The following is a 20554-nucleotide window of genomic DNA, read 5'->3' on the forward strand; positions in this document are numbered from 1 at the left end:
GATCAGCCCGCCAGTGCGAGGCCCGTCGCCTCGCGCTCGGCGACCTTGCGGCGAACCACCGGCAGCAATTCCCGGCCATAGAGGATGGAATCGCCCAGCGGATCGAAGCCGCGGATCAGGAAATGATCGATGCCGATATCATAATAATCGAGCATGGCGTCGGCCACCTGTTCGGGCGTGCCGACCAGCCCGGTGCTGTTGCCCGCAGCCCCGGTCAGCGCCGCGACGCCGGTCCACAGCCGCGTATCGCGGCGGTTGCTGCTGGCCGTGTCGAGCAAGCGCAGCGACCCCGCATTGGGCGGACGATGGCCGGTGAGCGGCAAGCCGGCGGCGAGACGATTTTCGCGCACCTGCTCTTCGATCTCCGCCGCGCGTTTCCACGCGGCTTCTTCGGTATCGGCGATCACCGGACGCAGCGAGAGCGAAAAGCCCGGATCGCGGCCATGGCGCGATGCCGACTTGCGCACGGCGCGCACCGTGTCCTTCACCGCTTCCAGCGTTTCGCCCCAGAGCGCATAGACATCCGCATGGCGGCCCGCGACCTCGATCGCCTCGTCCGACGATCCGCCGAAGAAGACCGGCAGATTGTCGGGCTTGATCGCGCTGAACGCCTGGCGGATATCATAATATTTGCCCTGATGGTCGAAGGGCTGGGCCGCCGTCCATTCCTGCCGCAGGATCGTCAGATATTCGTCGGTGCGGGCATAACGTTCCGCCTTGACCGTCCGCGTATCGCCATCGCGCGCCATTTCCTCGTCCGCGCCGCCGGTGATGATGTGGACCGCGACGCGGCCGCCGGAAAGCTGGTCCAGCGTCGCCAACTGGCGCGCAGCGACGGTCGGCTGGGTGAAGCCGGGACGATGCGCGACCAGGAAGCCGAGACGGGTGGTGATGGCGGCGGCATGGGCCGCCACGATCTGGCTTTCCGGGCTGTTGGAACCGAAGGGAATGAGGACGCGGTCGAAGCCGCCCTCCTCCTGCGCTCTGGCGGCTGCGTTCACATAGTCGGTGTCGAGCGCGCGGCTGCGCACCGCCGATTGGGTTTCGGACCCGTTGTTGAAACCGATATAGCCGATGAATTTGACGCTCATATGCCTTCTCCAGAGTGTCAGATGACGTAGAAGCCGTGGGTGCCGTCGCGCTCCAGCTGGGCGACGAGGCCATATTCCCAGTCGAGATAGGCCTGCATGGCGGCGGCCTTGTTGTCTGTGCCCTCATAGGGCCGCTTGTAGCGCCCCTCCGGCCCGCGCGGAGGCGGCGCGCCGTCCGATCCCTTTTCGAGCGCGACCGTCGACCAGTCGACATCCAGGATGGACACGTCCCAACCCAGTTGGGCGAGCCAGGAGGCGGTCATGTCGGCGCGCGGCCCGACAGGATCGGTCACGACGATGCGCGCGCCGCGCACCGGGGCATTATGATCGGTTTCCTGCACCAGCTGCCCCCCCTGCGCGTTGCGGAATCCGGGCAGATGGCCGCTTTCATAGTCGCGCGGCTGGCGCACGTCATAAAGGTAGAGGGTGCGGCCGCTATCGGCCCTGAACGCCGCCAGTTCCTCCCAGCCGATGCGTTTGACGCCCGCCCGATAGGCGACGTCGCGGGCATGGGTGCGCGCTTCTTCGGTTGCCGCATCATCGACTTCGGGTGCGACGCGGGTCTGGCCGTTTTCCAGTTCCTGCCCCGCCAGCGTCCAGCCGATCGTGCCGTTGCGCAGCGCAAAGATCCTGTTCGGCAGGCCCGCATTGACCAGTGACTGGGCGCCGATGATCGAGCGGGTGCGACCGGCGCAGTTGACGATGATCGTCGTGTCGGGATCGGGCGCGATCGCCCGCGCGCGCAGCACCAGTTCGGCGCCCGGCACGCTGGTGCCGGTAGGAATGCTCATTATGTGATATTCATCGTAACGACGCGCATCGAGAATGGCGATGTCGGCCTTTTCGCGGATCAGCGCCTGCACTTCCTCCGCCGCAAGCGAGGGCGTGTGGCGGCGATGCTCGACCAGTTCGCCGAAAGCCTTGGAATAGCTGTTGACGTCCTCGAACAATTCATAGCCGGCGTCGCGCCAGGCCGAGAGGCCGCCGTCCAGTTCGCGCACATGGGTATAGCCCAGCCCTTCGAACCGGACGGCCGCCTTGCGGGCCAGGCCTTCGCCATTGTCATAGACGATGATCGGCGTGTCGAGACGCGGGATGCGCCAGCGCGCTTCCTCGTCGATGCGACGCAACGGGATCTGCGCGGCGAACAGCGGATGACCCTGCGCGAACTCATGCTCCTCGCGCACGTCGATGATGGCGATTTCACTGCCGATGAGAAGAGCGTGGCGAATATCCTGCGGCGTCGCTGTCTGGACGCGGTCCAGTGTATCAAGGCTCATATGCTTTTCGATCTGTCCCAGAGGTTGGGGATTACGCCGTTGGCGTAACCCGAAATGAAGCTTTTGGGCGCGCCGTCGGGCGCGTAGGTCGCCCGCTCGACCGCGCCGATATTGGCGCCATAGACATGGATGCTGATGGACGGCCGATCGGTCAGGCCGTTGGTCACACGATGGATGTCGCCCAGTCGCGGCGAGAAGGCGTCCACTTCCCCCTGGCGCAGCAGTTCGTCACCTTCCGCCACCAGTCCGCCAGTCGGCAGGCGGCGGAAACGCTCGACCTTCTCCACGCCGCGCAGCACGCCGACCAAGCCCCAGATTCCATGGTCGTGGATCGGGGTCGACTGGCCCGGTCCCCAGACGAAGCTGACGACGCTGAAGCGTTCGCGGCTGTCGCAGTGGAGCAGATATTGCTGATAGCGATCGGGATCGGGGCGCGTGTAGGCCGGCGGCAGCCAGTCGTCGGTCGCGATCAGGCGGGCGAGCAGCGAACGGCCGCTTTCCAGTATCGCCTGCTCATCCCGCGTGGCCGCCAGCAGATCGGCAAAGGCCGTGACGAAGCCGCGCAACCGCGCCGTATCGACAGGCCGTTCGAGGACAGCGGCCGCGCTCATTCCGCAGCTTCCGCGATCGGCGCGAACCGCACGACGCCATCGCCATGATCGTCGCCACCCAGATGGGACAGCAGCTTTTCGCGCAGGCGCGGGGCAAAGCTCGCGCGTTCGCCACGGGGCGCGACGATGCGTTCTTCTGCAACAATGCGCCCCTTGTCGAGCACCAGCACCCGGTCGGCCAGCGCGATGGCTTCCTCCACATCATGGGTCACGATCAGCACGGCTGGGCGATGGGTGCGCCAGAGCGACAGGACCAGATCATGCATCCGGTAGCGGGTCAGGGCGTCGAGCGCGGCGAAAGGCTCGTCCAGCAGCAGCAGCCGGGGTTCGCGCACCAGGGCGCGGGCCAGGGCGGCGCGCTGCGCCTCGCCCCCCGACAGGGTCAGCGGCCAGGCGTCGATGCGATGGCCCAGCCCCACTTCCCTGAGCGCCGCCTCCGCACGGGCGCGGATATTGCTCTTCAGCCCGAGCGCCACATTCTTCCAGACGGGTTTCCACGGAAGGAGACGCGCGTCCTGGAACACCACGGCGCGGGAATCGGGCACGTCCACATCCTGGCCGCGCACCTCGTCCAGACCCGCGAGCGTCCGCAGCAAGGTCGTCTTGCCCGATCCCGACCGGCCCAGCAGGGCGATGAACTCGCCGGGCGCTATGTCGAGGTCCAGACCGTCGATGATGGTGTTGGCCCCGAAGCGGCGGATAAACCCCCGCAGCCGGACGACGGGATCTGGCTGGGGCTGGTGGACGGCGCTGTCCACCGTGGAAAAGCCGAGGCGAGCGTCCATGCTTATTGCTCCACTATGCTGGGGCGCCAGATGAGGGCGCGGGCTTCGATGGTGCGGACCAGCCAGTCGGCGCCAAGACCGAGAATGGCGTAGACCATGAGGCAGACGACGATGATGTCGGTCCGCATGAAATCACGGGCATTGTTGATGAGATAGCCAAGGCCCGCCGATGCGTTGATCTGCTCGGCCACAACCAGAACCAGGATCGACACCGACAGGGCGTAGCGCAAACCCACCAGCAGCGCGGGCAGCGCCGAAGGCAGCACGACATGCCAGACCTGTTCCCAGCGGCTGAGGCCGAAGCTCTTCGCCGCATCGAGCAGGCGCAAATCCACCCCGCGTATCCCGCTGTAGAGGTTGAGATAGACGGGGAAGATCGTCGCGAAGGCGATCAGCGCGACCTTGGGCGTTTCGCCGATGCCGAACCAGACGATGAACAGCGGTGTGAGCGCCAACGCTGGAATGGTGCGCTTGATCTGCATGAGCGGATCGACCGCCAGCTCTCCGGCGCGCGAAAGGCCGGCGACCAAGCCGAGCGCCAGGCCCAGGCCGACGCCGATCAGCAGACCGGCGGCGACGCGCGCGAAGGATACCAGCAAGTTGGACGGCAATTCGCCGGACACGACCATTTCGATCAGCGTCCCGAGAACGGCGGACGGGGGCGCCAGCGTGCGCTCCGGGATCAGGCCGATGCGCGACCCCGCCTCCCACAGCAGCAACAACGCCAAGGGGGACAACCAGCGGCCGCCGAAGCGGGACAGCGAAAAGCGCCGCGCCGGAGCAGGCGTGCGCCCGCTTCTCACGCGGAAAAGAGTGTTGATCGTCAAAACCGCCATGTCCGGGCCTTTTGTGAAAGCCCGGACAAGCCAACATGAATTGTCTACTTATTCAATTGAGTTTTTTGCGGCAAACCTATCAGCATTCTTCATAGGTCCCGTTTCATCGCCGCTGCGGGGCGGATCAGCGCGGAAAATGCTGGTTCCTCCGCCTGTCGGATCATCCTTGGCAAGTTTTTTCTCGACGGATTAAATCTCTACTATTTTGATTGATATATGAGTATCGGCGATAGATGAACGCCCCGGTCCCGACATCGGATCGACCATCTTCCCATATATGAAGGAGGGCCTGCCGTGCCGGTCAATCTGCCGACCAACTTGCTGCGCAGTTTCGTCGCCATCGTCGACACCGGATCGATGCTGAACGCGTCGGAACAGGTGTTCGTGACCCAATCCGCGCTCAGCCTTCAGATCAAGCGGCTGGAGGAACTGGTGCAGCAGACGCTGTTTCTGCGCGAAGGCCGTCGCCTCAACCTGACGGCGGCCGGGGAGCTTCTGCTCGATTATGCACGGCGGGTGCTGTTGCTGCATGACGAAGCCGTCGCCGCCGTCAGCGCGGGACGCTTCGCCGGTCCCGCGCGGATCGGCATGGTGCAGGATTTCGCCGATACGCTGCTCAGCGGCCTTTTGTCGCGCTTCTCCGAACTGCACCCCGATGCGCAGATCTACGCGCGAGTCGCGGGCACCGCCGAGCTGCAGACGCTGCTGGAGCGGCGGGAACTGGACATCGTGCTGGGCTTCGCCGCGCCCAATGACAGCCATGCCGTCACGGTCGCGCCGATGAGCTGGTATGGCGAGGCCGCGCTGGCCGATCGCGCCGTCATTCCGCTGGCGGTATTGGAGGAACCGTGCCGCTTTCGCGAAGCCGCCATCCGGGGGCTGGAGGATGCGGGGCTGCAATGGCGGATCGCCGTGGAAACGCCCAATCTGGCGACATTGAAGGCGGCGGTGGGCGCGGGCCTGGGCATTACCTGCCGCACCCACTTGTTCCTTGGCGACGGCCCGGCGCTGGACCATGATCGCCTGCCGCCGCTCCCGCGCGTCGCCGCCATCCTCCGTTCCGGGGACAAGCTGGACCAGGCCGCCCATCGCCTGGCCGAACTGGCGCGGGAAACGGTGGAGGCGCTCTGAACCGCCTCCCGCGCTGCCTCCATCAATATCCCCGCAGCGGATCGACGATATCGCTGGGCGGCTCGCCGCGCATGAAGCGGGAAATATCGTCGCGCACCTTTTCCAGCAGGCGATGACGCACCTGCGTATGATTGCTGGAAACATGGGGGGTGAGCCGGATATGCGGGTGCATGTAGAGCCTGTGCCCTTCCGGCAGCGGTTCGGGATCGGTGACGTCCAGCGTCGCAAAGCCCGGCCCATCGTTGCGGTCGAGCGCCCGCACCAGAGCGTCCTGGTCGATCACCGATCCGCGCGCGACATTGATGATATGGGCGCCGGGCTTTACCCGCGCGAACAGGGCGTCATCGAACAGATGATATGTCTGCGGCGTCGCCGGCACGGCGATGACGATATGGTCGGATTGCGCCACCAGCGCCCCGATGTCACGCACATGCTCGACGCCGCTGATGCCGGCCTGGATGCCCGAGCGGCGCAATCCCACGACCTGCGCGCCCAGCGCCAGGCCACGCCGCGCCACCGCCTGGCCGATCGCCCCCAGGCCGACGATCCCGATCGTCGTGCCCGACACGCGGCCAAGCGGCACGTTGATCCATTCGGCACGCGACCGGGCCGTCACAGCTTCCAGATTCTTGGCATGGGCATAGATGGCGGCGATCACATAATCGGCGATCTCGTCCGCAGCGACGCCGCGCCCACAGGTGACGAGCGGCGCATCGAGCAGCCATTGGGGATAGACATCAACACCGGCCGAGGCGCTGTAGACCCATTTCAGCCGGCCCGGCCACAGCGGCGGGCGGGCGACCGGCGGCTGTCGCCAGGCGGGTGACGGACGGACCAGCAGCAGATCCGCCTCGCTTGCCGCGCTCCATGGCTCATCGTCGGCGACATCGATCAGAATCGGCGCGATCGGATGCTGACCCAGACCCCGGTTGAAATCGGCGTCGAGCTGACTGGCGATGATCAAGGACATATCAGTTCCCCAGCCCGGCACGACCGGCGGCGATCAATATCGTGTCGGTCTGGGGCGAATGGATACGGCTGCACAGCACGTCGCGATAATGACGCTCCAGCGGATTCTTCCGGCTGATCCCCGGATTGCCGGTCAGTTCGAGACCAATCTCTACCGCCCTGATCGCATTGGCCGTGGTCACATATTTGATCATGTTGACCTCGCCCGCGCCTGGCGGATCGCACGCGTCATGCCGCACGGCTGCGTCTCGGATCAGCGTGCGGTTGACCTGAAGCAATGCCTCTATCTCACCGAATTTCTCCTGGACACGCGGCAGGGTGGCAAGCGATGCGCCCAGATTGGTCGGCACGCGATCATTGAGATAGGCTCGCAGCCAGTCGCGCGCGGCCCGCGCCACGCCATCATAGATGGTCGAGATGGACAGCGCGTTCCAGATCGCAGGGCCGGGATCGCCTGCGCCGGCCGCCCAGTCTTCAGGACGGCGAATGTCGACCGCATGATCCAAGGGGGTCGGCGTATCGTTGAAATGGACGGCATGGCTGACCGTCGCCCGCATACCCAGATGATCCCATGTCGGCTCTATGGTGATGCCCGGACTGTCGGATCGGATCAGGAAATTGCCGACCCGGAGGTCATTCTCCTCGGTCTTCGCCCAGACCGAAAACCAGTCCAGCCCGGTCGATCCGGTCGAATAGATTTTCGTGCCGCTGAGCGCCCATCCATCCGCCGTCCGCCGCGCGATCGTGGCCGGCAGACCGCCCCGCACCGGCGTCCCCAGTTCCGGCTCGACCCGCAGGCCGCCGATCAGGCCCCGGCCCGCCACGGCCTCGCGCGCCAGCCGCTCATGAATATGCAAGGGCCAGCCCTGGGCGCGCGTGGGACTGGCATGATAATGATAGGTCATGAACAGGATCAGCGCGGTCGAGGGGTCGCCCTTCGCCACCGCCGCCAGCACGCGCAGCGCTTCGGACACCGACGCCCCGCGCCCGCCCAGCGCACGAGGCACGGTGAGCGCGATCAGCCCCTGCCCCGCCAATATGTCGAAATTGGCGCGGGGAAACTCGGCGCTGCGGTCATAATGTTCGGCGTTGGCCGCCAGCAGCCGGGTCAGCCGATCGAGCTGGTCGGCAGGCACCGATCCTTCGGGCGGCAGCGGTTGCACGGAAATTGCCTGGGTGGCCATGATATCAGCCTCTCTTGGGAATGGCGTCGTTGAAGCGGGCGTCCCAGAGCGGACGGACATCCACCCGCTTGGGGACCAGCCCGGCCTTGAAGAAGACATCGGCGACCTGCTGCTGCGATCCGATCGCCTCGGGTGTTACCGGGCGCAGCTCATAGGTCGCGCTCCTGCGACGGAACTGATCGAGCACATAGTCGCGCGGCACGCCGATATCCTGGGCGACGATGCCGGCCCATTCCTCCTGATGCGCCGCGGCCCAGCCGAAGCCATGCTGCACCAGCGCCAGATATTCGCGGATGATTGCCGCCTTGCCCGGATCGGCCAGCGCATAGACATGGGCGGAAACGAGATAATTGCCCGAGAGGATGCCATAGGCCGTGCGCAATATACGCGCGCCATCGGTCGCAATCGCGCGCTGGATCGGGTAGCCGTAGATCGCCCAGGCATCGAGCGATCCCCGCGAAAAAGCCGCCGCACCGTCCGACACGCCCATCGCGACGGGGGTGATGTCGTCCCAATTGAGCCCTGCCTCCTCCAGCATACGGATCAGGAAATATTGGGCGGTGGTGGCGCGAACATAGCCGATGCGCTTGCCCTTAAGGTCAGCGATCGAGCGTGCCTTCGATCCCTTCGGCACCAGCACCACCTGGTTGTTGACGTCGCCATGGGCGACCGCGATCTGGCGAAAGCTCTGGATGGTCGAAGCCGCCGCGAAAATCGGCGGAATCTCACTCATCCCGCCATAGTCGAGCGATCCGCCATTGAGCGCCTCGACCACCAGATGGCCGGACTGGAACTCGTTATAGACAAGGTCGAAGTTCCTAGGCTGGATCCCAGCAGCCTTGAACAGCAGTCGCGTATCGCCATCGCCCTTGCCGGTGATCGACACGCGCAAGGCCGGGCGGCCCTTGCCGGCAGTACCGCAGGCCGAAAGCAGCACGCTGCCCGCCGCCGCGCCCAGCAGATTGCGTCTGGAAAACATCTCAGCGACCGCCAGCCACGTCCCGTCCGCGCGCGCCTCCGCCGTCGCGCTCGAACAATGTCACCGTCGGATCGCGGAGAAATTCCTGCCGGGCGGCATGTTGCAACCGGGCAAACCTGTCCTTCCACCGCCTTGTCCATGCCATATCGCTATCGTCCTCCAGCGTTAGGGACGATTTTTCTATCATTTAAGTAGAGATTTGTATGTCAAGTAATGCTGCGCTGTTTATTAGCAGGGCTTGCTCGCGCTTCTGCTGCCAGTGAAGTCGGATCGAATGCCGCCAAGACCCATTGGAATGCTCTGGCACATGAACTTGGGGTCGTTGCAAGTCCGCGGAGGACGGTCGAGCGGGCCGTTGCCGTTTATCAACGGCAACGGCCCGCGCAAGCACGCGCGCGACGCGGTTCGAGACGCCGCCAGGACAACCGTACCAAATAGCGAATCTGCACAGCAACGTTGTCGCGAACGTGCCGTTACCGTTGGAGTTAACCGTAACTAACGTGATCGAGCCGCCGCCACCTGCCATCGGAAGAGACACAACAGCAGAGGAGTGCATCGAATACATCCGGCGGCCGCGAACATTTGCGGACGTTTCAACTTTTCCTTCCCCTCTCATGGCGACCTGGCATTGCCGCCAGGTCGCGCTTTTTCCGGGGAAGGTCGCCCAAAAACAATGAAGGATGGAGACGGATATTCATGACTGCGCCGACGATACCGCTAGAACCCGTGATCGAACGCGACCGGCATGGCCGCCCCGCGACGCAGCGGTGGATGCTCCCCACGGCGCCTGATTATCTGCTCCGCATCCTGACCGATATTTTCGAGACCTATTGGGACCAGATCATCTTTGGCCCCATCATTCCGGGCGCCGCCTATGAATGGTCCTGCCCCGTCGCACCGGACCGGATCGAATTGTCCGGCGGCTATCTGACGATCGGCTTTGGCGGGCCGCATTTTCATCTCTGCATCGGTGCCGATGGCACGGCGCCCACGGATACGGCCCATGCCGCTTCATTGCAGGAACGGCGCCCCGGAGAGGCCAGCCTGTTCCGGTCGCTCGACGCGCAGGGCGCGCCCAATAGCTGGGGATTTGAGATGCGCAACGGCGCAGGCGCGCCGATGCTGTCCATTTACTTCGCCAACCCCTTCCTGGCGGGTGGCGACAGGCTGGCCGATGCGCCGGACTGGTCGCGGCTGGCGATGTGGCGCGATATCGCGCGCCGCTATCTGGGACGAATGCCCGAGGCGTTTGACGAAAGCAGCGCCGGTTTCGGCTGGGCAACGGCGGCATGACCGCATTGACGCCCATGCGTGCGCGGGTGGGCGACGCGCCGTCCGACATGGCGGCGCTGGCGGCGGCGACGGCCTATTTGCGCGTGACCGACGATCCCCCCGACGGCGACGAATTTATCGATGCGGTGGCGCTGACCGATCCTCAATCCGGGCCGCTGGCGGACCTGCTCGACCGATTTGCCGGAGCCGGTTTTGGGGCCAATCGCCGGGCAGCCGCGGCATCGCTGATGCTGCGTTATGGCTGGGCGGCCGGCCCGATCGCATCCGCGCATCTCGTGCTGGGGCAGGCGATGACCATCCATGACTTTGCGCTGCGCTTCTCCACATCGACCCTGGTGGAAGGAATCTGGATACGCCGGGCAAGCTTTGCGGCACGGCCATCGGCGGCAGCGACAAGACAGGCCGTGCGCGGCGCTCTGATGGCGTTCAGCGAGGCCCTGGTCGAAAGCCAGCACCGCTGGTCGGGCTATTCCCGTCATGCGCTCTGGTCGATGCTCACTTCGTCCTGGGCCGCGCAATATACGGCGATCGGCGAGCGGATCGGGTGCCGCGATACGGCCGTCCAGGAAACCCGATTGATGCTGGCGGACGAACCGCAACTCAACAAGGCGATGCCCGAAATCTATGAGGTGCGCTTCGGCGAGCGGTCGAAAATCTGTCAGCGGCGCAAGGCTTGCTGCCTCTTCTATAAAGGTCCCCAACGGCATTTCTGCGCCAGTTGCCCGATCCTTCCCGGCGCCGAGCGTCTTAAACGCAATCAGGAGTGGGTATGCCAGACACAATAGTGCTTGAAAGATCGACAAATGCTTCATCCTTCGCGCAGCTGGTCACCACGGCGCTTGCCGACAGCCGCCACGGCTGGAGCATCGGCACGTTCGGCGCTGTCGGCGAATATATGCGCGATGCCGATGAAGCGGTGATCTGGGATCGGACAGAACAGAATGTCGCCGCCCATACGCCGCGCGCGGCAATCCGCATCCGGCTCGACTGCAATCCTTCGATCATCGCCTTCGAAACGCTGTCGAGCGACGGCGAAAGCTGGGGACAGGCCGTTGCCTTCTGCCTGCCGCTTCCGCCTGAACCCGAACATGGCCGGATCGTGCCGCTGGGTCTCGACGATGATGCAGTTCGTGCGGAGGACAAAGGCAGCCATCTGTTCGATCTCGGCGTAGGCAGAGGGCATGTGCATTTTTGCCTGCGCACCAAGGATCATGGGCTTATCGCGGCGTTGGATGCCGCGGCCGATCAACCGCTGTTCAGCGAGACGGCCGCGCCGGTGATGACGCATGTCATGCGGGCACAGCCCCAGCGGGTTCTGCTGTCGCCGCTCGGCCGGGTCGAAATCTATACGCCGATTCCCGCGCCCGACGGCAAAAGCCCGTCGGGGCCGCATACCCATTTACTGCCCAAATTGATCAAGGCCGGCCGCACCCATGCCGCCAATGCGCCGATACCCGAGGGAATGCAGCCGGCGCTGATGCTGCATCCGCTCTCCCCCTGGCGCGATGCCATGGGACAGGCTGTGCCGTTCGACCCATATCTTGATGCTGATTTTCTGGCGATCCTTCAGGACTATGGGCTTGCCGACGAAAATCGGGTGCGTGCGGAAATCGAAGAGGTGGTTGATGCGGCGGTCGCACCGGAATTCTTCCACTGGCCGGAAACTCGCCGCGCCCGCACTGTGGCACGCATCGCCTTGCGCCGGATCGGCCAGCGCGATCCGCACGGTCCCGCCCGGCTCTGGCGCAAGATTCATGACGGGATGGACGAAGATTGATGCTGACCTCAACAGTTTATGACCCAGCCCCTGAAAGATTGCCTCCCGTCGTGACGCAGGCTCTGGCTCCCCCGCATTCCCATGTCTTCCTCGGCTCGCATCACAGCCACAATGCCCGCCGCACGCACTGGGTGGTCGTCCTGACCGCCGTGATGATGGTCGTGGAAATCGGCGCGGGCTATCTGACCGGATCGATGGCGCTGCTTGCGGATGGCTTCCATATGGCGACCCATGCCGGCGCATTGGGCGTCGCGGCATTGGCCTATGGTTTTGCGGCGCGCCATGCCGGCGACCGGCGGTTCAGCTTCGGCACCGGCAAGGTCGGCGACCTCGCCGGCTTCGCTTCGGCACTGGGACTTGGCCTTGTCGCGCTGGGGATCGGATGGCAATCGCTATGGCGAATGTTCGAACCGGTGCATGTCGCGTTCGAGGAAGCGGCCCTGATCGCCATTCTCGGCCTTGTCGTGAATATCGCCAGCGCCTTTCTGTTGGGTCATCGGCACGGCCCGGACCAGGACCATCATCATGGGCACGCCCATGCGCACAGCGACAATAATCTGCGCGCGGCCTATCTCCATGTCCTGGCCGATGCCCTGACATCGATCCTGGCGATCCTGGCCTTGCTGGCGGGACGCTGGCTGGGATGGATCTGGCTCGATCCGGTGATGGGCCTTGTCGGCGCCGTGGTGATCGCCCGATGGTCATGGGCCTTGATGCAGGATACCGCCGCGACCTTGCTCGATATGACCGACTTCCAGATCGAGGAAGAGGTTCTGGATTGTCTGGACGAGGTGCGCGGTCTTGATCTTCGCGATCTTCATATCTGGCGCCTCGGTCCCGACGCCTATGGCGCGATCGTCACATTGGCGAGCGATGAGCCGCTCGACGCGGAAATGGTGCGGGCACGATTAAGACCTGTGCATGAGCTTGCCCATATCACGGTCGAGATCCAGGGGCGCTGACGCGATGATCTTTAGCCAGCCGCCCTGACAGGCAGCTGTGACCCGCGAGCCAGGAGACCTGCCGGCGCACGGGTCGCTCTTGCCTTGGTCCAGGGGATGGTCACGGCACGGTAGTTTTCCGTCTGAGCGACAAACTATGCGGCCGGGGCCGCGCGGTTGCGTGACAACGGGTGCCAGGGGCGCCCGCCCGTCGTTGCGCGTCGGCCGGAGACTATCCAAGACGCCCCGCCTTTCACGTTACTCCGGGTGCCAAGGGGGAAGACCATGAAGACCATATTTGCATCGATGATCGCGATCGCCGCGGCCACGCCCGCCCATGCGCAGTCCGCATCCGGCGACGCCGGCGATGACCAGATTGTCGTCACCGCCAGCCGATCGGGCGAAGGCGTGAAGGTGAGCCAGCTGGGTGCGTCCGTCACCATTCTCGACACACAGGCGCTGGAGACCCGCCAGACCCGGATCGTGTCCGACATATTGCGTGACGTGCCGGGCGTCGCCGTCAACCGGACCGGCGCGATCGGCGGCCTGACCCAGATCCGCCTGCGCGGCACCGAGGGCAATCATGTCCTGGTCCTGATCGACGGTATAGAGGCGGCCGACCCCTATTATGGCGAATATGATTTCGGCACGCTGATCGCCGATCCCGAAGCGCGGATCGAAGTGCTGCGCGGGCAGCAATCCTCGCTCTACGGGTCCGACGCGATCGGCGGCGTGATCCACTATATGACCCTGTCGGGTGCCGAAGCCCCCGGCTTCTCCGCCCGCGCGGAAGGCGGCTCGTTCGGCACCTATACCGGCAACGCGCGCGCCGCCGGTGTCGCGGGCGACCTCGACTACGCGGTGTCGGCCGCCTACTATCATACCGATGGTACGCCCACCGCCCGCAACGGCACCCGCGATGTCGGTTCGGACAATCTGGGCTTGAGCGCCAAGCTGATCTGGACGCCGACCGAAAGCCTGAAGGTCACCGGCGTCGCGCGCTACAGCTACACCGATGCGGATATCAATGACAGCGAGAGCAACCCTGCCAGCCCGCTGTTCGGCTACACCGTCGACAGTCCCGGCTCCTATTATAAGAACAAGGCCTTTTACGGTCTCGTCAGCATCGAGCATATAGCGCTCGACGGACGCTGGACCAACAGCCTGACGGGCCAGATTACCGATACGACGCGCAAGGGCTATGATGCCGACGCATTCGACTATGGCGACAAAGGTCAGCGCTACAAGGGATCGTTCGTCAGCAGCCTGCGCTTCGGCACCGACACGGTCGTTCATCGCCTGACCGCCGCCGTCGATGTGGAGCGCGAGCAGTTCCGGAACACCGCGCCCGCCTTCGCCTTCAACGGCAAGCGTCATACCGACAATGTCGGCCTGGTCGGCCAGTATGAACTGCTGGTCAACGATGCCCTGTCGCTGGGCGGCTCCATCCGCCGCGACGAGAATAACCGCTTCGATGATGTCACCACCTGGCGGGTCCAGGGCAGCTATGTCTTCGCCACTGGCACGCGCATTCGCGGCGCTTATGGCACGGGCGTCAAGAATCCGGGCTATTATGAACTCTACGGCTATTCCGACGGCGAATATATCGGCAACCCGAACCTGAAGCCGGAAAAGTCGCAAGGCTGGGAAGCCGGGATCGAACAGACCATCGGCGGCAATTCGACCATCGGCATCACCTATTTCGACAGCAAGCTGAAGGACGAGATCTACACCACCTATCCCGCCCCTGACTATGTCGCGACGCCGGGCAACCGGACGACGCAATCGAAGCAGCACGGCATCGAGGCGTTCGTCAGTGCGCGGCCGATCCCGCAGCTTCGCCTGGACGCGGCCTATACCTATCTCAAGGCGCGCGAGAATGGCGCGGTCGAAGTGCGGCGGCCCAAACATGTCGCGAGTTTCAACGCGACGGTCTTCTCCACCGACGAGCGTTTCTCAGGCACGCTGACCCTGCGCTATAATGGCCGTCAGCGCGACGTCGCCTATACCGATCCCAGCTATGTGCCGGTGCCGGTCTCGCTGCGCGAATATGTGCTGGTGAACCTGAATGCGGAATATAAGCTGACCACCAACGTGACGATCTTCGGCCGCGCCGAGAATCTGGCCGACGAAGATTATGAGGAAGTGTTCAGTTTCGCGAACCCCGGCCGTGCGGCCTATGGCGGCGTGCGCGTCCGCTTCTGATGAGAGGCATCGGCATTCTCGCGGGATTGCTGATGGCCGCGCTGCCGGTTTGGGTCGGCAGTGCGGTTCGTCATGCCGCGCCGGCTGGTTCCCTCCCGCCGATACGGGTGATGTCGATGAACCAGTGTACCGACCAACTCCTGCTGGCGCTGCTGCCGCCGGATCGCATCGCATCGGTGACCTGGCTGTCGCGCAATGCCGGCGGATCGCTGATGGCGGCCGAGGCGATGCATGTCGGCATCAATCACGGCCTGGCCGAGGAGGTGGTTCGCCAGAAGCCGGATCTGGTGATCGCGGGCAGCTTCACCACCCCGGCAACACGCGCTCTGCTCAAGCGGCTGGGTTACCCGATGATCGAGGTTGAAACGGCCAATGATTTTGCCGGCATCCGGGCGATCACGCGGCAGGTGGCGAAGGCTGTGGGCGAAACCGCCCAGGGCGAGGCCCTGATCGCGCGGATGGATCGCCAGCTTGCCGTCATCGCCGCAAATCCGGCGCCTCCCGTCCGGGTCGCCGCCTGGGATGGCTCGGGCTTCAGTGCCGCGAAGGGCACGCTGTATGATGCGGTTCTGACCGCCGCCGGCGCGGTCAATGTGGCCAACCGGCCGCCCGCGTCCAGCTATGGGGCGCCCGATGCCGAAGTGCTGCTGCGGGCCGCGCCGGCTCTTTTGGTGCAGGGTATGCCGATCGACGAGAAACCGGGCCTTGGCGTCAATCTGGCGCGACATCCGCTGGTCCGCCACTATTGGGCGGGCGCGCGCACGGTCCATATCCGGCAGGCCTATTATGTCTGCGGCACGCCCCTGATCGGCGATGCCGTGCTGGCCTTGCGCGCGCAGCTTCGTAACGCGGCGGCAGCGGTGCGCTCGCCGCTGCCCTTTGCGCCGGGCGGCGCCCGATGATGGCGCGGTGGCTGCTGCCTGTTCTGTTGCTGCTCCTGCTGCTGACGGTGGGCGCGTCCTTGCTGGCCGGCACCGTCTGGCTGCGCCCCGAAGAGGTGGTGTGGACGCTAGCCCATCCCCAGACTGATCTCGCGGGCTTGATCCTCATCGAAATCCGCCTTCCGCGCGTGATCCTGGCGATCATGGTCGGGGCCATTCTGGGTCTGTCGGGCGCAGTGCTGCAAGGGCTGCTCCGTAATCCACTGGCCGAACCGGGCACGCTCGGCGTATCGGCGGGTGCGGCGCTCGGGGCGGTGATCGCCATCTATTACGGTTTCGCGAGCAGCTTCGTGCTGGCGACGCCGCTGTTCGGGCTGATCGGTGGCTTCGTCACGGCAGGCCTTGCCCTGCTGCTGTCGCGCAGCGGCGGTACCTTGTCGCTGATCCTGGCCGGCGCGGCCATTTCCAGCATCGCGGGCGCGGGCGTCAGTCTCGCGCTCAACCTCTCGCCCAATCCCTATGCGGCCTATGAGATCATGAGCTGGCTGATGGGATCGCTGACCGATCGCAGCTGGGATCATGTCCGCCTCGTCGCGCCGTTCATCCTGGCGGGAGGCGTGCTGCTGCTGCTCACCAGCCGCGCGCTCGACGCGCTGGCGCTGGGCGAGGTGCAGGCCGAAAGCCTTGGCATAGACGTCGGGCGGACGCGGCTGCTCGCCCTCTTCGGCACAGCGCTCGGTGTCGGCGCCGCCACGGCGGTGGCAGGAGTCGTGGGTTTCGTCGGGCTGATCGCGCCGCATATCGTGCGTCCGCTGGTGGGGCACCGGCCGGGCAAGGTGCTGCTGCCGGCCACGCTGGCGGGCGCTTTCCTGGTCGTGCTGGCCGATATCGCAACCCGGCTGCTCGTCTTCGGTGTGCCGATCAACCTGGGCGTCTTCATCAGCGTCATCGGCGCGCCCTTCTTTCTCTGGCTGATCCTGCATATCCAGAGCCGCACGGGATGAGCGCGCTGACCCTGGAGCAGGTGCGCGTTGACCGGGCCGGCCGGACGGTGCTCGACGGGATCGACATGATCTTCCAGGCGGGGCGGCTGACGGCGGTGATCGGTCCTAATGGCGCAGGCAAGAGCACGATGCTCGACGTCGCCACCGGCCTGCTGAAGCCGCATTCCGGTGCAGTGCGACTGGGCCAGGATAGCCTGGCGATGATCGGCCGACGAGTACTGGCCAGGCGGCGCGCCTATCTGCCACAGCGCGCCGCCGTCGATTGGCCGATCAGCATCGAGCGAGTCGTGGCGCTGGGCCTGACGCCATCGCTCCCGGCCTTTGGCGATCTGCCGTCGCAGATGCGGCCTGCGATCGACCAGACGCTGGCGGATTGTGATCTGCTGGCGTTGCGCGATCGATCAGCGACGCAGCTTTCGGGCGGCGAACTCGCCCGTGTCATGCTGGCCCGCGCCATCGTGGGGGACCCCGAACTGCTGATCGTCGATGAACCGACCGCCGGGCTTGATCCGCGCCATGCCATCGATGCCGTCCAACGGTTGCGCGCGCGCGCCGACGCCGGACGCACGGTTGTCATGGCGATCCACGATCTCGATCTGGCGCTGCGCTTTGCCGACGACATTGTTGCGATCCGTGAGGGCCGGCTATTTTGCGCTGGTCCAGCACCGGAGGTCATGACCGAAGAGATGCTGTCCCGCCTCTATGATGTCGGCGTTCATATCGTGACCGACGCGAGCGGCAGCGCCATTCGTTTCATTGGCTGAGGGGAGCAATATGCCCTCGATTTGCTTCGATCTGGCGCTCAGTCCGGCCAATGGCTGGATCATCGGCAGCTACGGCGCGATCTCCATGAAGCGGCAACGACCCTACGTCATGTGACAACCGCCACTGTAGCTTACCTTCGGAGAAAATGCGCAACGCGGACCGCGAACATTCATTTTTCGGAAGATACAGGCTATCATTCGAGTCCAACACCCAGCATCCGACTGGCGCCGAAGGGATTCTTCCGTCCAACGGGACTCTAAACTGCCCGCCCCGTTTGCCATATGGCACAATCCCGCACAATTACGGGGGCACCCCCAACTACGGACGGATCGCCCAGACAACCGTGACGAGCCTGGCCCCGGTGCGTCGCACTGGGGCCAGGCGCCTAAGGCATTAGAGAATGTGAACGCCGATCGGTCCTAGAAGACGCCGTTGGAGTTCGCGGTCTTTTCGGGAATTTTCGCAACCGTCGCCCAATGTTCGACTACCTTACCTTTGTCCACACGGAAGATGTCCACGATTTGACTGCCCGGATTGTCCGGCGTGCGGAAAGCGTGAACATGGAGAATGACAAAATCGCCATCGACATAGGCACGCTGAATGTTATTGCGGGCCAATGGGAACGTCTCCTTTACATAGTTCACATATTCTTTGAATGCTTCCTTACCATCCTTCGCCGTGGGATTATGATTGGTATAGGTGTCGCCCATATATTTGGACGCCCCTTCATAATCCCTGCCGTTCAAAGCGGTAGTATAAAAGGCGATGACGATCGCCTTGTTCGCCTTTTCCTCAGGAGTTTCCGTCTCTGAACCCGGAGGAAAGTTCGTGGCCTCTGCTGCCATTGCGGTCGTCATTGCCGTAGCCGTCGCCAACATGGCCAGGCTTCCGAGAAGAAAAGCTTTGATCATTGGACCCCTCCTGATACGCCGAATCCGGCCTTGGGTGGTTAGTGCTATCACTATGAAAAGCTTTGCCTTCAAGGTCAATAGAATAGTCCATTAGGTTATTAAATCTGGTCCGGGCCGGCAGCTTTTCCCGCTGGAAAAGGCGCCATGATGGGATAAGGACCATATCGGCATCAAGCGGACCGCCAGGGCCGCCCCGCACGGGGATACCGGAGCCGCCAAGCTCCTCAATGGAGCACGCCTGCCGGTTCCCGTAAGCCGGGATAATGTTGCCTCGAGGATGCGAGACGATCTGCAAATGACCGCCGAGGTTGTCCACATGCTCAAACGGTCCGCACGCATAAAAATACGGAAAACAAAGAATAGTTAGAGCATGATCCACTTCAACCTGAACGGATCATGCTCTGGGATATTTTCCTGCGTTTTCCGAGTCAGCAGGTGATTCCATCTGCTTAGGAAACACTCTAAAACGGGCCATTATTATTGGCCGGCTTGTCGGGGAAAGTTCCTTTGACCGCCCAATGCTCTACGATCTTGCCCTGTTCAAGGCGGAAGATATCGATCAGGGGAGCACCCTTGGTTTTCGGGTCCAGTCGGGCGAAGACATGCAGGATCACGAAGTCGCCATCGACGAAAGCCCGCTTTATTTCATTATGCGATTCCGGATGCTCCTTGCGATACTCAACATATTTTCGAAAGGCGTCGATACCATCTTCGGCGGTGGGATTATGATTGACGTAACGGTCGCCAAAATATTTTGAGGCGGTCGCATAGTCTTTTGCGTTCATCGCTGCATTGTAGAAGCTGATGACGGCGGCTTTATTGGCTTTCTCGGCTGGAGTCTCGGAGGCATCATCGGGGCCTTGCGCGATCGCCGCTATAGTTATGGATGCCGCCGCAAGCATCGACAACCCGCCAATAATGATATTTTTCTTCATTATTCCTTACTCCAAACTTCATTCTCATCATATAATAAGCATAATCAATAAAATTATATTGTGAACCATTGGTCGGCTCGATTATGGGACGTAAACAGCTCATTTCTGCGGCGGACGCACCACAGCGCTGATGGCACGATAGCTATAACCCCGGTTGAGGTTCGGATGAAGATAGCGCCCCGCTTCATGTGGCGGCGACCCGGGTGGGCGCGGCGCAGGGCGGGCCTCCGTAATGGCCATGCCGACGGGCAGTTCCAATCGGTACAGAGCCGCGGTCTGGGTAGGCGGAACGGGGCCTTTGGCTTCAACCAGATGCAGGCGTTCCGCAGAAACGAAGCCTGGCCGAGTGAGCAAATCAACCATATGATGGGTGACATACCATTGTTCAAACTGCGCCTTCATCGCGTCCTGTGGGACGGTAAAAACGATATGAGCGTAACTCTGTTTCGGCTTCCTCCCCTGCGCCTCGACTTTCGGATCTGGCACAGTTCGTTTTTGTGGAGGACCGGCGATACGATAAGTATAGAGCACCGTCGCGGAGGCATTATACCCGGCGCAATGCGGTGCTGATGATGCGGAAAAATCGGTAAAGCCCTTCGCGGCTGCCGCGCCATTCCGAGCCTCTATCTCATAAATGGTCAGATATTGAGGCAGCTTGACTTCAACGCCAGGATACATTTGAGGATCGTTAAGTATGAACCGCTGGGCGTTAAGCAGACCTTTCATTTTGAGCATTGCCGGCAGTCGCCGTTCGCCGTCGCACTTTTCATATGCGGCGGCGCTGCCGGGGAGCGCATCGCTGAAGACCAGGAGGTCGAACTTCTCCGCGGCATACCCAGGGGCTCCGTGAACGGCTCCCCCTATAAGCACTATGCCACCCACACTCCACAGCCTGCGCCAAATGTCCCGTTTCATTGAAAGATTCCCATATTCTCCAAGACAGCAGTGCGGACAATGACGTCCGCGCTGCACTTGC

The 20554-nt window shown here is 63.5% G+C and carries 21 protein-coding genes; 9 read left to right on the plus strand and 12 right to left on the minus strand.

Annotated elements, in window-relative coordinates; translation table 11 throughout:
* Positions 1-2: 2 nt before the first annotated feature.
* From AC58EF_RS09140 to AC58EF_RS09160, 5 genes are read right to left on the minus strand one after another with little or no spacing between them, the layout of a single operon-like run.
* Positions 3-1091: an LLM class flavin-dependent oxidoreductase gene (locus tag AC58EF_RS09140; RefSeq protein WP_497275774.1), complete on the minus strand. Its 1089-nt coding sequence runs from the start codon at positions 1089-1091 to the stop codon at positions 3-5.
* A gap of 17 nt (positions 1092-1108) precedes the next feature.
* Entirely contained in the window at positions 1109-2371 is a 1263-nt protein-coding gene (locus AC58EF_RS09145) for a rhodanese-like domain-containing protein (protein ID WP_497275776.1), read from the minus strand.
* The gene (locus tag AC58EF_RS09150) at positions 2368-2982 is read right to left on the minus strand and encodes a cysteine dioxygenase family protein (protein ID WP_497275778.1); all 615 of its coding nucleotides are present in this window, start codon (positions 2980-2982) and stop codon (positions 2368-2370) included. Before AC58EF_RS09150 ends, AC58EF_RS09145 begins: the two co-directional genes overlap by 4 nt.
* On the minus strand, positions 2979-3767 hold the full coding sequence (locus AC58EF_RS09155) for an ABC transporter ATP-binding protein (RefSeq protein WP_497275780.1): 789 nt from the start codon (positions 3765-3767) through the stop codon (positions 2979-2981). Before AC58EF_RS09155 ends, AC58EF_RS09150 begins: the two co-directional genes overlap by 4 nt.
* A gap of 2 nt (positions 3768-3769) precedes the next feature.
* Positions 3770-4603: an ABC transporter permease gene (locus tag AC58EF_RS09160; RefSeq protein ID WP_497275782.1), complete on the minus strand. Its 834-nt coding sequence runs from the start codon at positions 4601-4603 to the stop codon at positions 3770-3772.
* 294 nt (positions 4604-4897) lie between these two features.
* Here AC58EF_RS09160 and AC58EF_RS09165 point away from each other — a divergent pair, with 294 nt between their 5' ends.
* Positions 4898-5734, plus strand: a complete 837-nt coding sequence (locus tag AC58EF_RS09165; protein ID WP_497275784.1) for a LysR substrate-binding domain-containing protein — start codon at positions 4898-4900, stop codon at positions 5732-5734.
* A 22-nt stretch (positions 5735-5756) separates the two neighbouring features.
* Here AC58EF_RS09165 and AC58EF_RS09170 read toward each other — a convergent pair whose 3' ends face one another.
* Genes AC58EF_RS09170 through AC58EF_RS09185 form a run of 4 tightly spaced genes read right to left on the minus strand, consistent with a single transcriptional unit; the run spans position 5757 to position 9011 of the window.
* The gene (locus AC58EF_RS09170) at positions 5757-6704 is read right to left on the minus strand and encodes an NAD(P)-dependent oxidoreductase (protein ID WP_497275786.1); all 948 of its coding nucleotides are present in this window, start codon (positions 6702-6704) and stop codon (positions 5757-5759) included.
* A gap of 1 nt (position 6705) precedes the next feature.
* Positions 6706-7887: an acyl-CoA dehydrogenase family protein gene (locus tag AC58EF_RS09175; protein WP_497275788.1), complete on the minus strand. Its 1182-nt coding sequence runs from the start codon at positions 7885-7887 to the stop codon at positions 6706-6708.
* Positions 7888-7891: 4 nt separating this feature from the next.
* Positions 7892-8866, minus strand: a complete 975-nt coding sequence (locus AC58EF_RS09180; RefSeq protein WP_497275790.1) for an ABC transporter substrate-binding protein — start codon at positions 8864-8866, stop codon at positions 7892-7894.
* Between the two features lies 1 nt (position 8867).
* A complete protein-coding gene (locus AC58EF_RS09185) occupies positions 8868-9011 on the minus strand; it encodes a hypothetical protein (protein WP_497275792.1) in 144 nt (47 codons plus the stop codon).
* A 551-nt stretch (positions 9012-9562) separates the two neighbouring features.
* On the opposite strand from AC58EF_RS09185, the gene AC58EF_RS09190 reads away from it, so the two are divergent.
* The 8 genes from AC58EF_RS09190 (at position 9563) to AC58EF_RS09225 (ending at position 17731) form a co-directional block, all read left to right on the plus strand.
* Positions 9563-10159 carry a DUF7676 family protein gene (locus tag AC58EF_RS09190; protein ID WP_497275794.1) on the plus strand — a complete coding sequence of 199 codons (597 nt, stop codon included), beginning with the start codon at positions 9563-9565 and terminating at the stop codon, positions 10157-10159.
* The gene (locus AC58EF_RS09195) at positions 10156-10944 is read left to right on the plus strand and encodes a (2Fe-2S)-binding protein (RefSeq protein WP_497275796.1); all 789 of its coding nucleotides are present in this window, start codon (positions 10156-10158) and stop codon (positions 10942-10944) included. Before AC58EF_RS09190 ends, AC58EF_RS09195 begins: the two co-directional genes overlap by 4 nt.
* The gene (locus AC58EF_RS09200; protein ID WP_497275798.1) at positions 10929-11936 is read left to right on the plus strand and encodes a DUF6925 family protein; all 1008 of its coding nucleotides are present in this window, start codon (positions 10929-10931) and stop codon (positions 11934-11936) included. The genes AC58EF_RS09195 and AC58EF_RS09200 overlap by 16 nt, the downstream gene beginning before the upstream one ends.
* A gap of 50 nt (positions 11937-11986) precedes the next feature.
* A complete protein-coding gene (dmeF, locus tag AC58EF_RS09205) occupies positions 11987-12898 on the plus strand; it encodes a CDF family Co(II)/Ni(II) efflux transporter DmeF (RefSeq protein WP_497275800.1) in 912 nt (303 codons plus the stop codon).
* A gap of 264 nt (positions 12899-13162) precedes the next feature.
* Positions 13163-15082, plus strand: a complete 1920-nt coding sequence (locus tag AC58EF_RS09210) for a TonB-dependent receptor plug domain-containing protein (protein WP_497275801.1) — start codon at positions 13163-13165, stop codon at positions 15080-15082.
* Positions 15082-15984, plus strand: a complete 903-nt coding sequence (locus AC58EF_RS09215) for an ABC transporter substrate-binding protein (RefSeq protein WP_497275802.1) — start codon at positions 15082-15084, stop codon at positions 15982-15984. Before AC58EF_RS09210 ends, AC58EF_RS09215 begins: the two co-directional genes overlap by 1 nt.
* Positions 15984-16967: a FecCD family ABC transporter permease gene (locus AC58EF_RS09220; RefSeq protein ID WP_497275803.1), complete on the plus strand. Its 984-nt coding sequence runs from the start codon at positions 15984-15986 to the stop codon at positions 16965-16967. Before AC58EF_RS09215 ends, AC58EF_RS09220 begins: the two co-directional genes overlap by 1 nt.
* Positions 16964-17731 carry an ABC transporter ATP-binding protein gene (locus AC58EF_RS09225; protein ID WP_497275804.1) on the plus strand — a complete coding sequence of 256 codons (768 nt, stop codon included), beginning with the start codon at positions 16964-16966 and terminating at the stop codon, positions 17729-17731. The genes AC58EF_RS09220 and AC58EF_RS09225 overlap by 4 nt, the downstream gene beginning before the upstream one ends.
* A gap of 420 nt (positions 17732-18151) precedes the next feature.
* On the opposite strand, the gene AC58EF_RS09230 is transcribed toward AC58EF_RS09225, so the two are convergent.
* The 3 genes from AC58EF_RS09230 to AC58EF_RS09240 all read right to left on the minus strand — a co-directional run bounded on the left by AC58EF_RS09230 (position 18152) and on the right by AC58EF_RS09240 (position 20493).
* Positions 18152-18643 carry a nuclear transport factor 2 family protein gene (locus AC58EF_RS09230; protein WP_497275805.1) on the minus strand — a complete coding sequence of 164 codons (492 nt, stop codon included), beginning with the start codon at positions 18641-18643 and terminating at the stop codon, positions 18152-18154.
* A gap of 461 nt (positions 18644-19104) precedes the next feature.
* On the minus strand, positions 19105-19578 hold the full coding sequence (locus tag AC58EF_RS09235) for a nuclear transport factor 2 family protein (protein ID WP_497275806.1): 474 nt from the start codon (positions 19576-19578) through the stop codon (positions 19105-19107).
* 99 nt (positions 19579-19677) lie between these two features.
* Positions 19678-20493: a hypothetical protein gene (locus AC58EF_RS09240; protein ID WP_497275807.1), complete on the minus strand. Its 816-nt coding sequence runs from the start codon at positions 20491-20493 to the stop codon at positions 19678-19680.
* Positions 20494-20554 lie beyond the last annotated feature (61 nt).

It is taken from the genome of Sphingobium sp. WR1 (genome assembly GCF_059693745.1).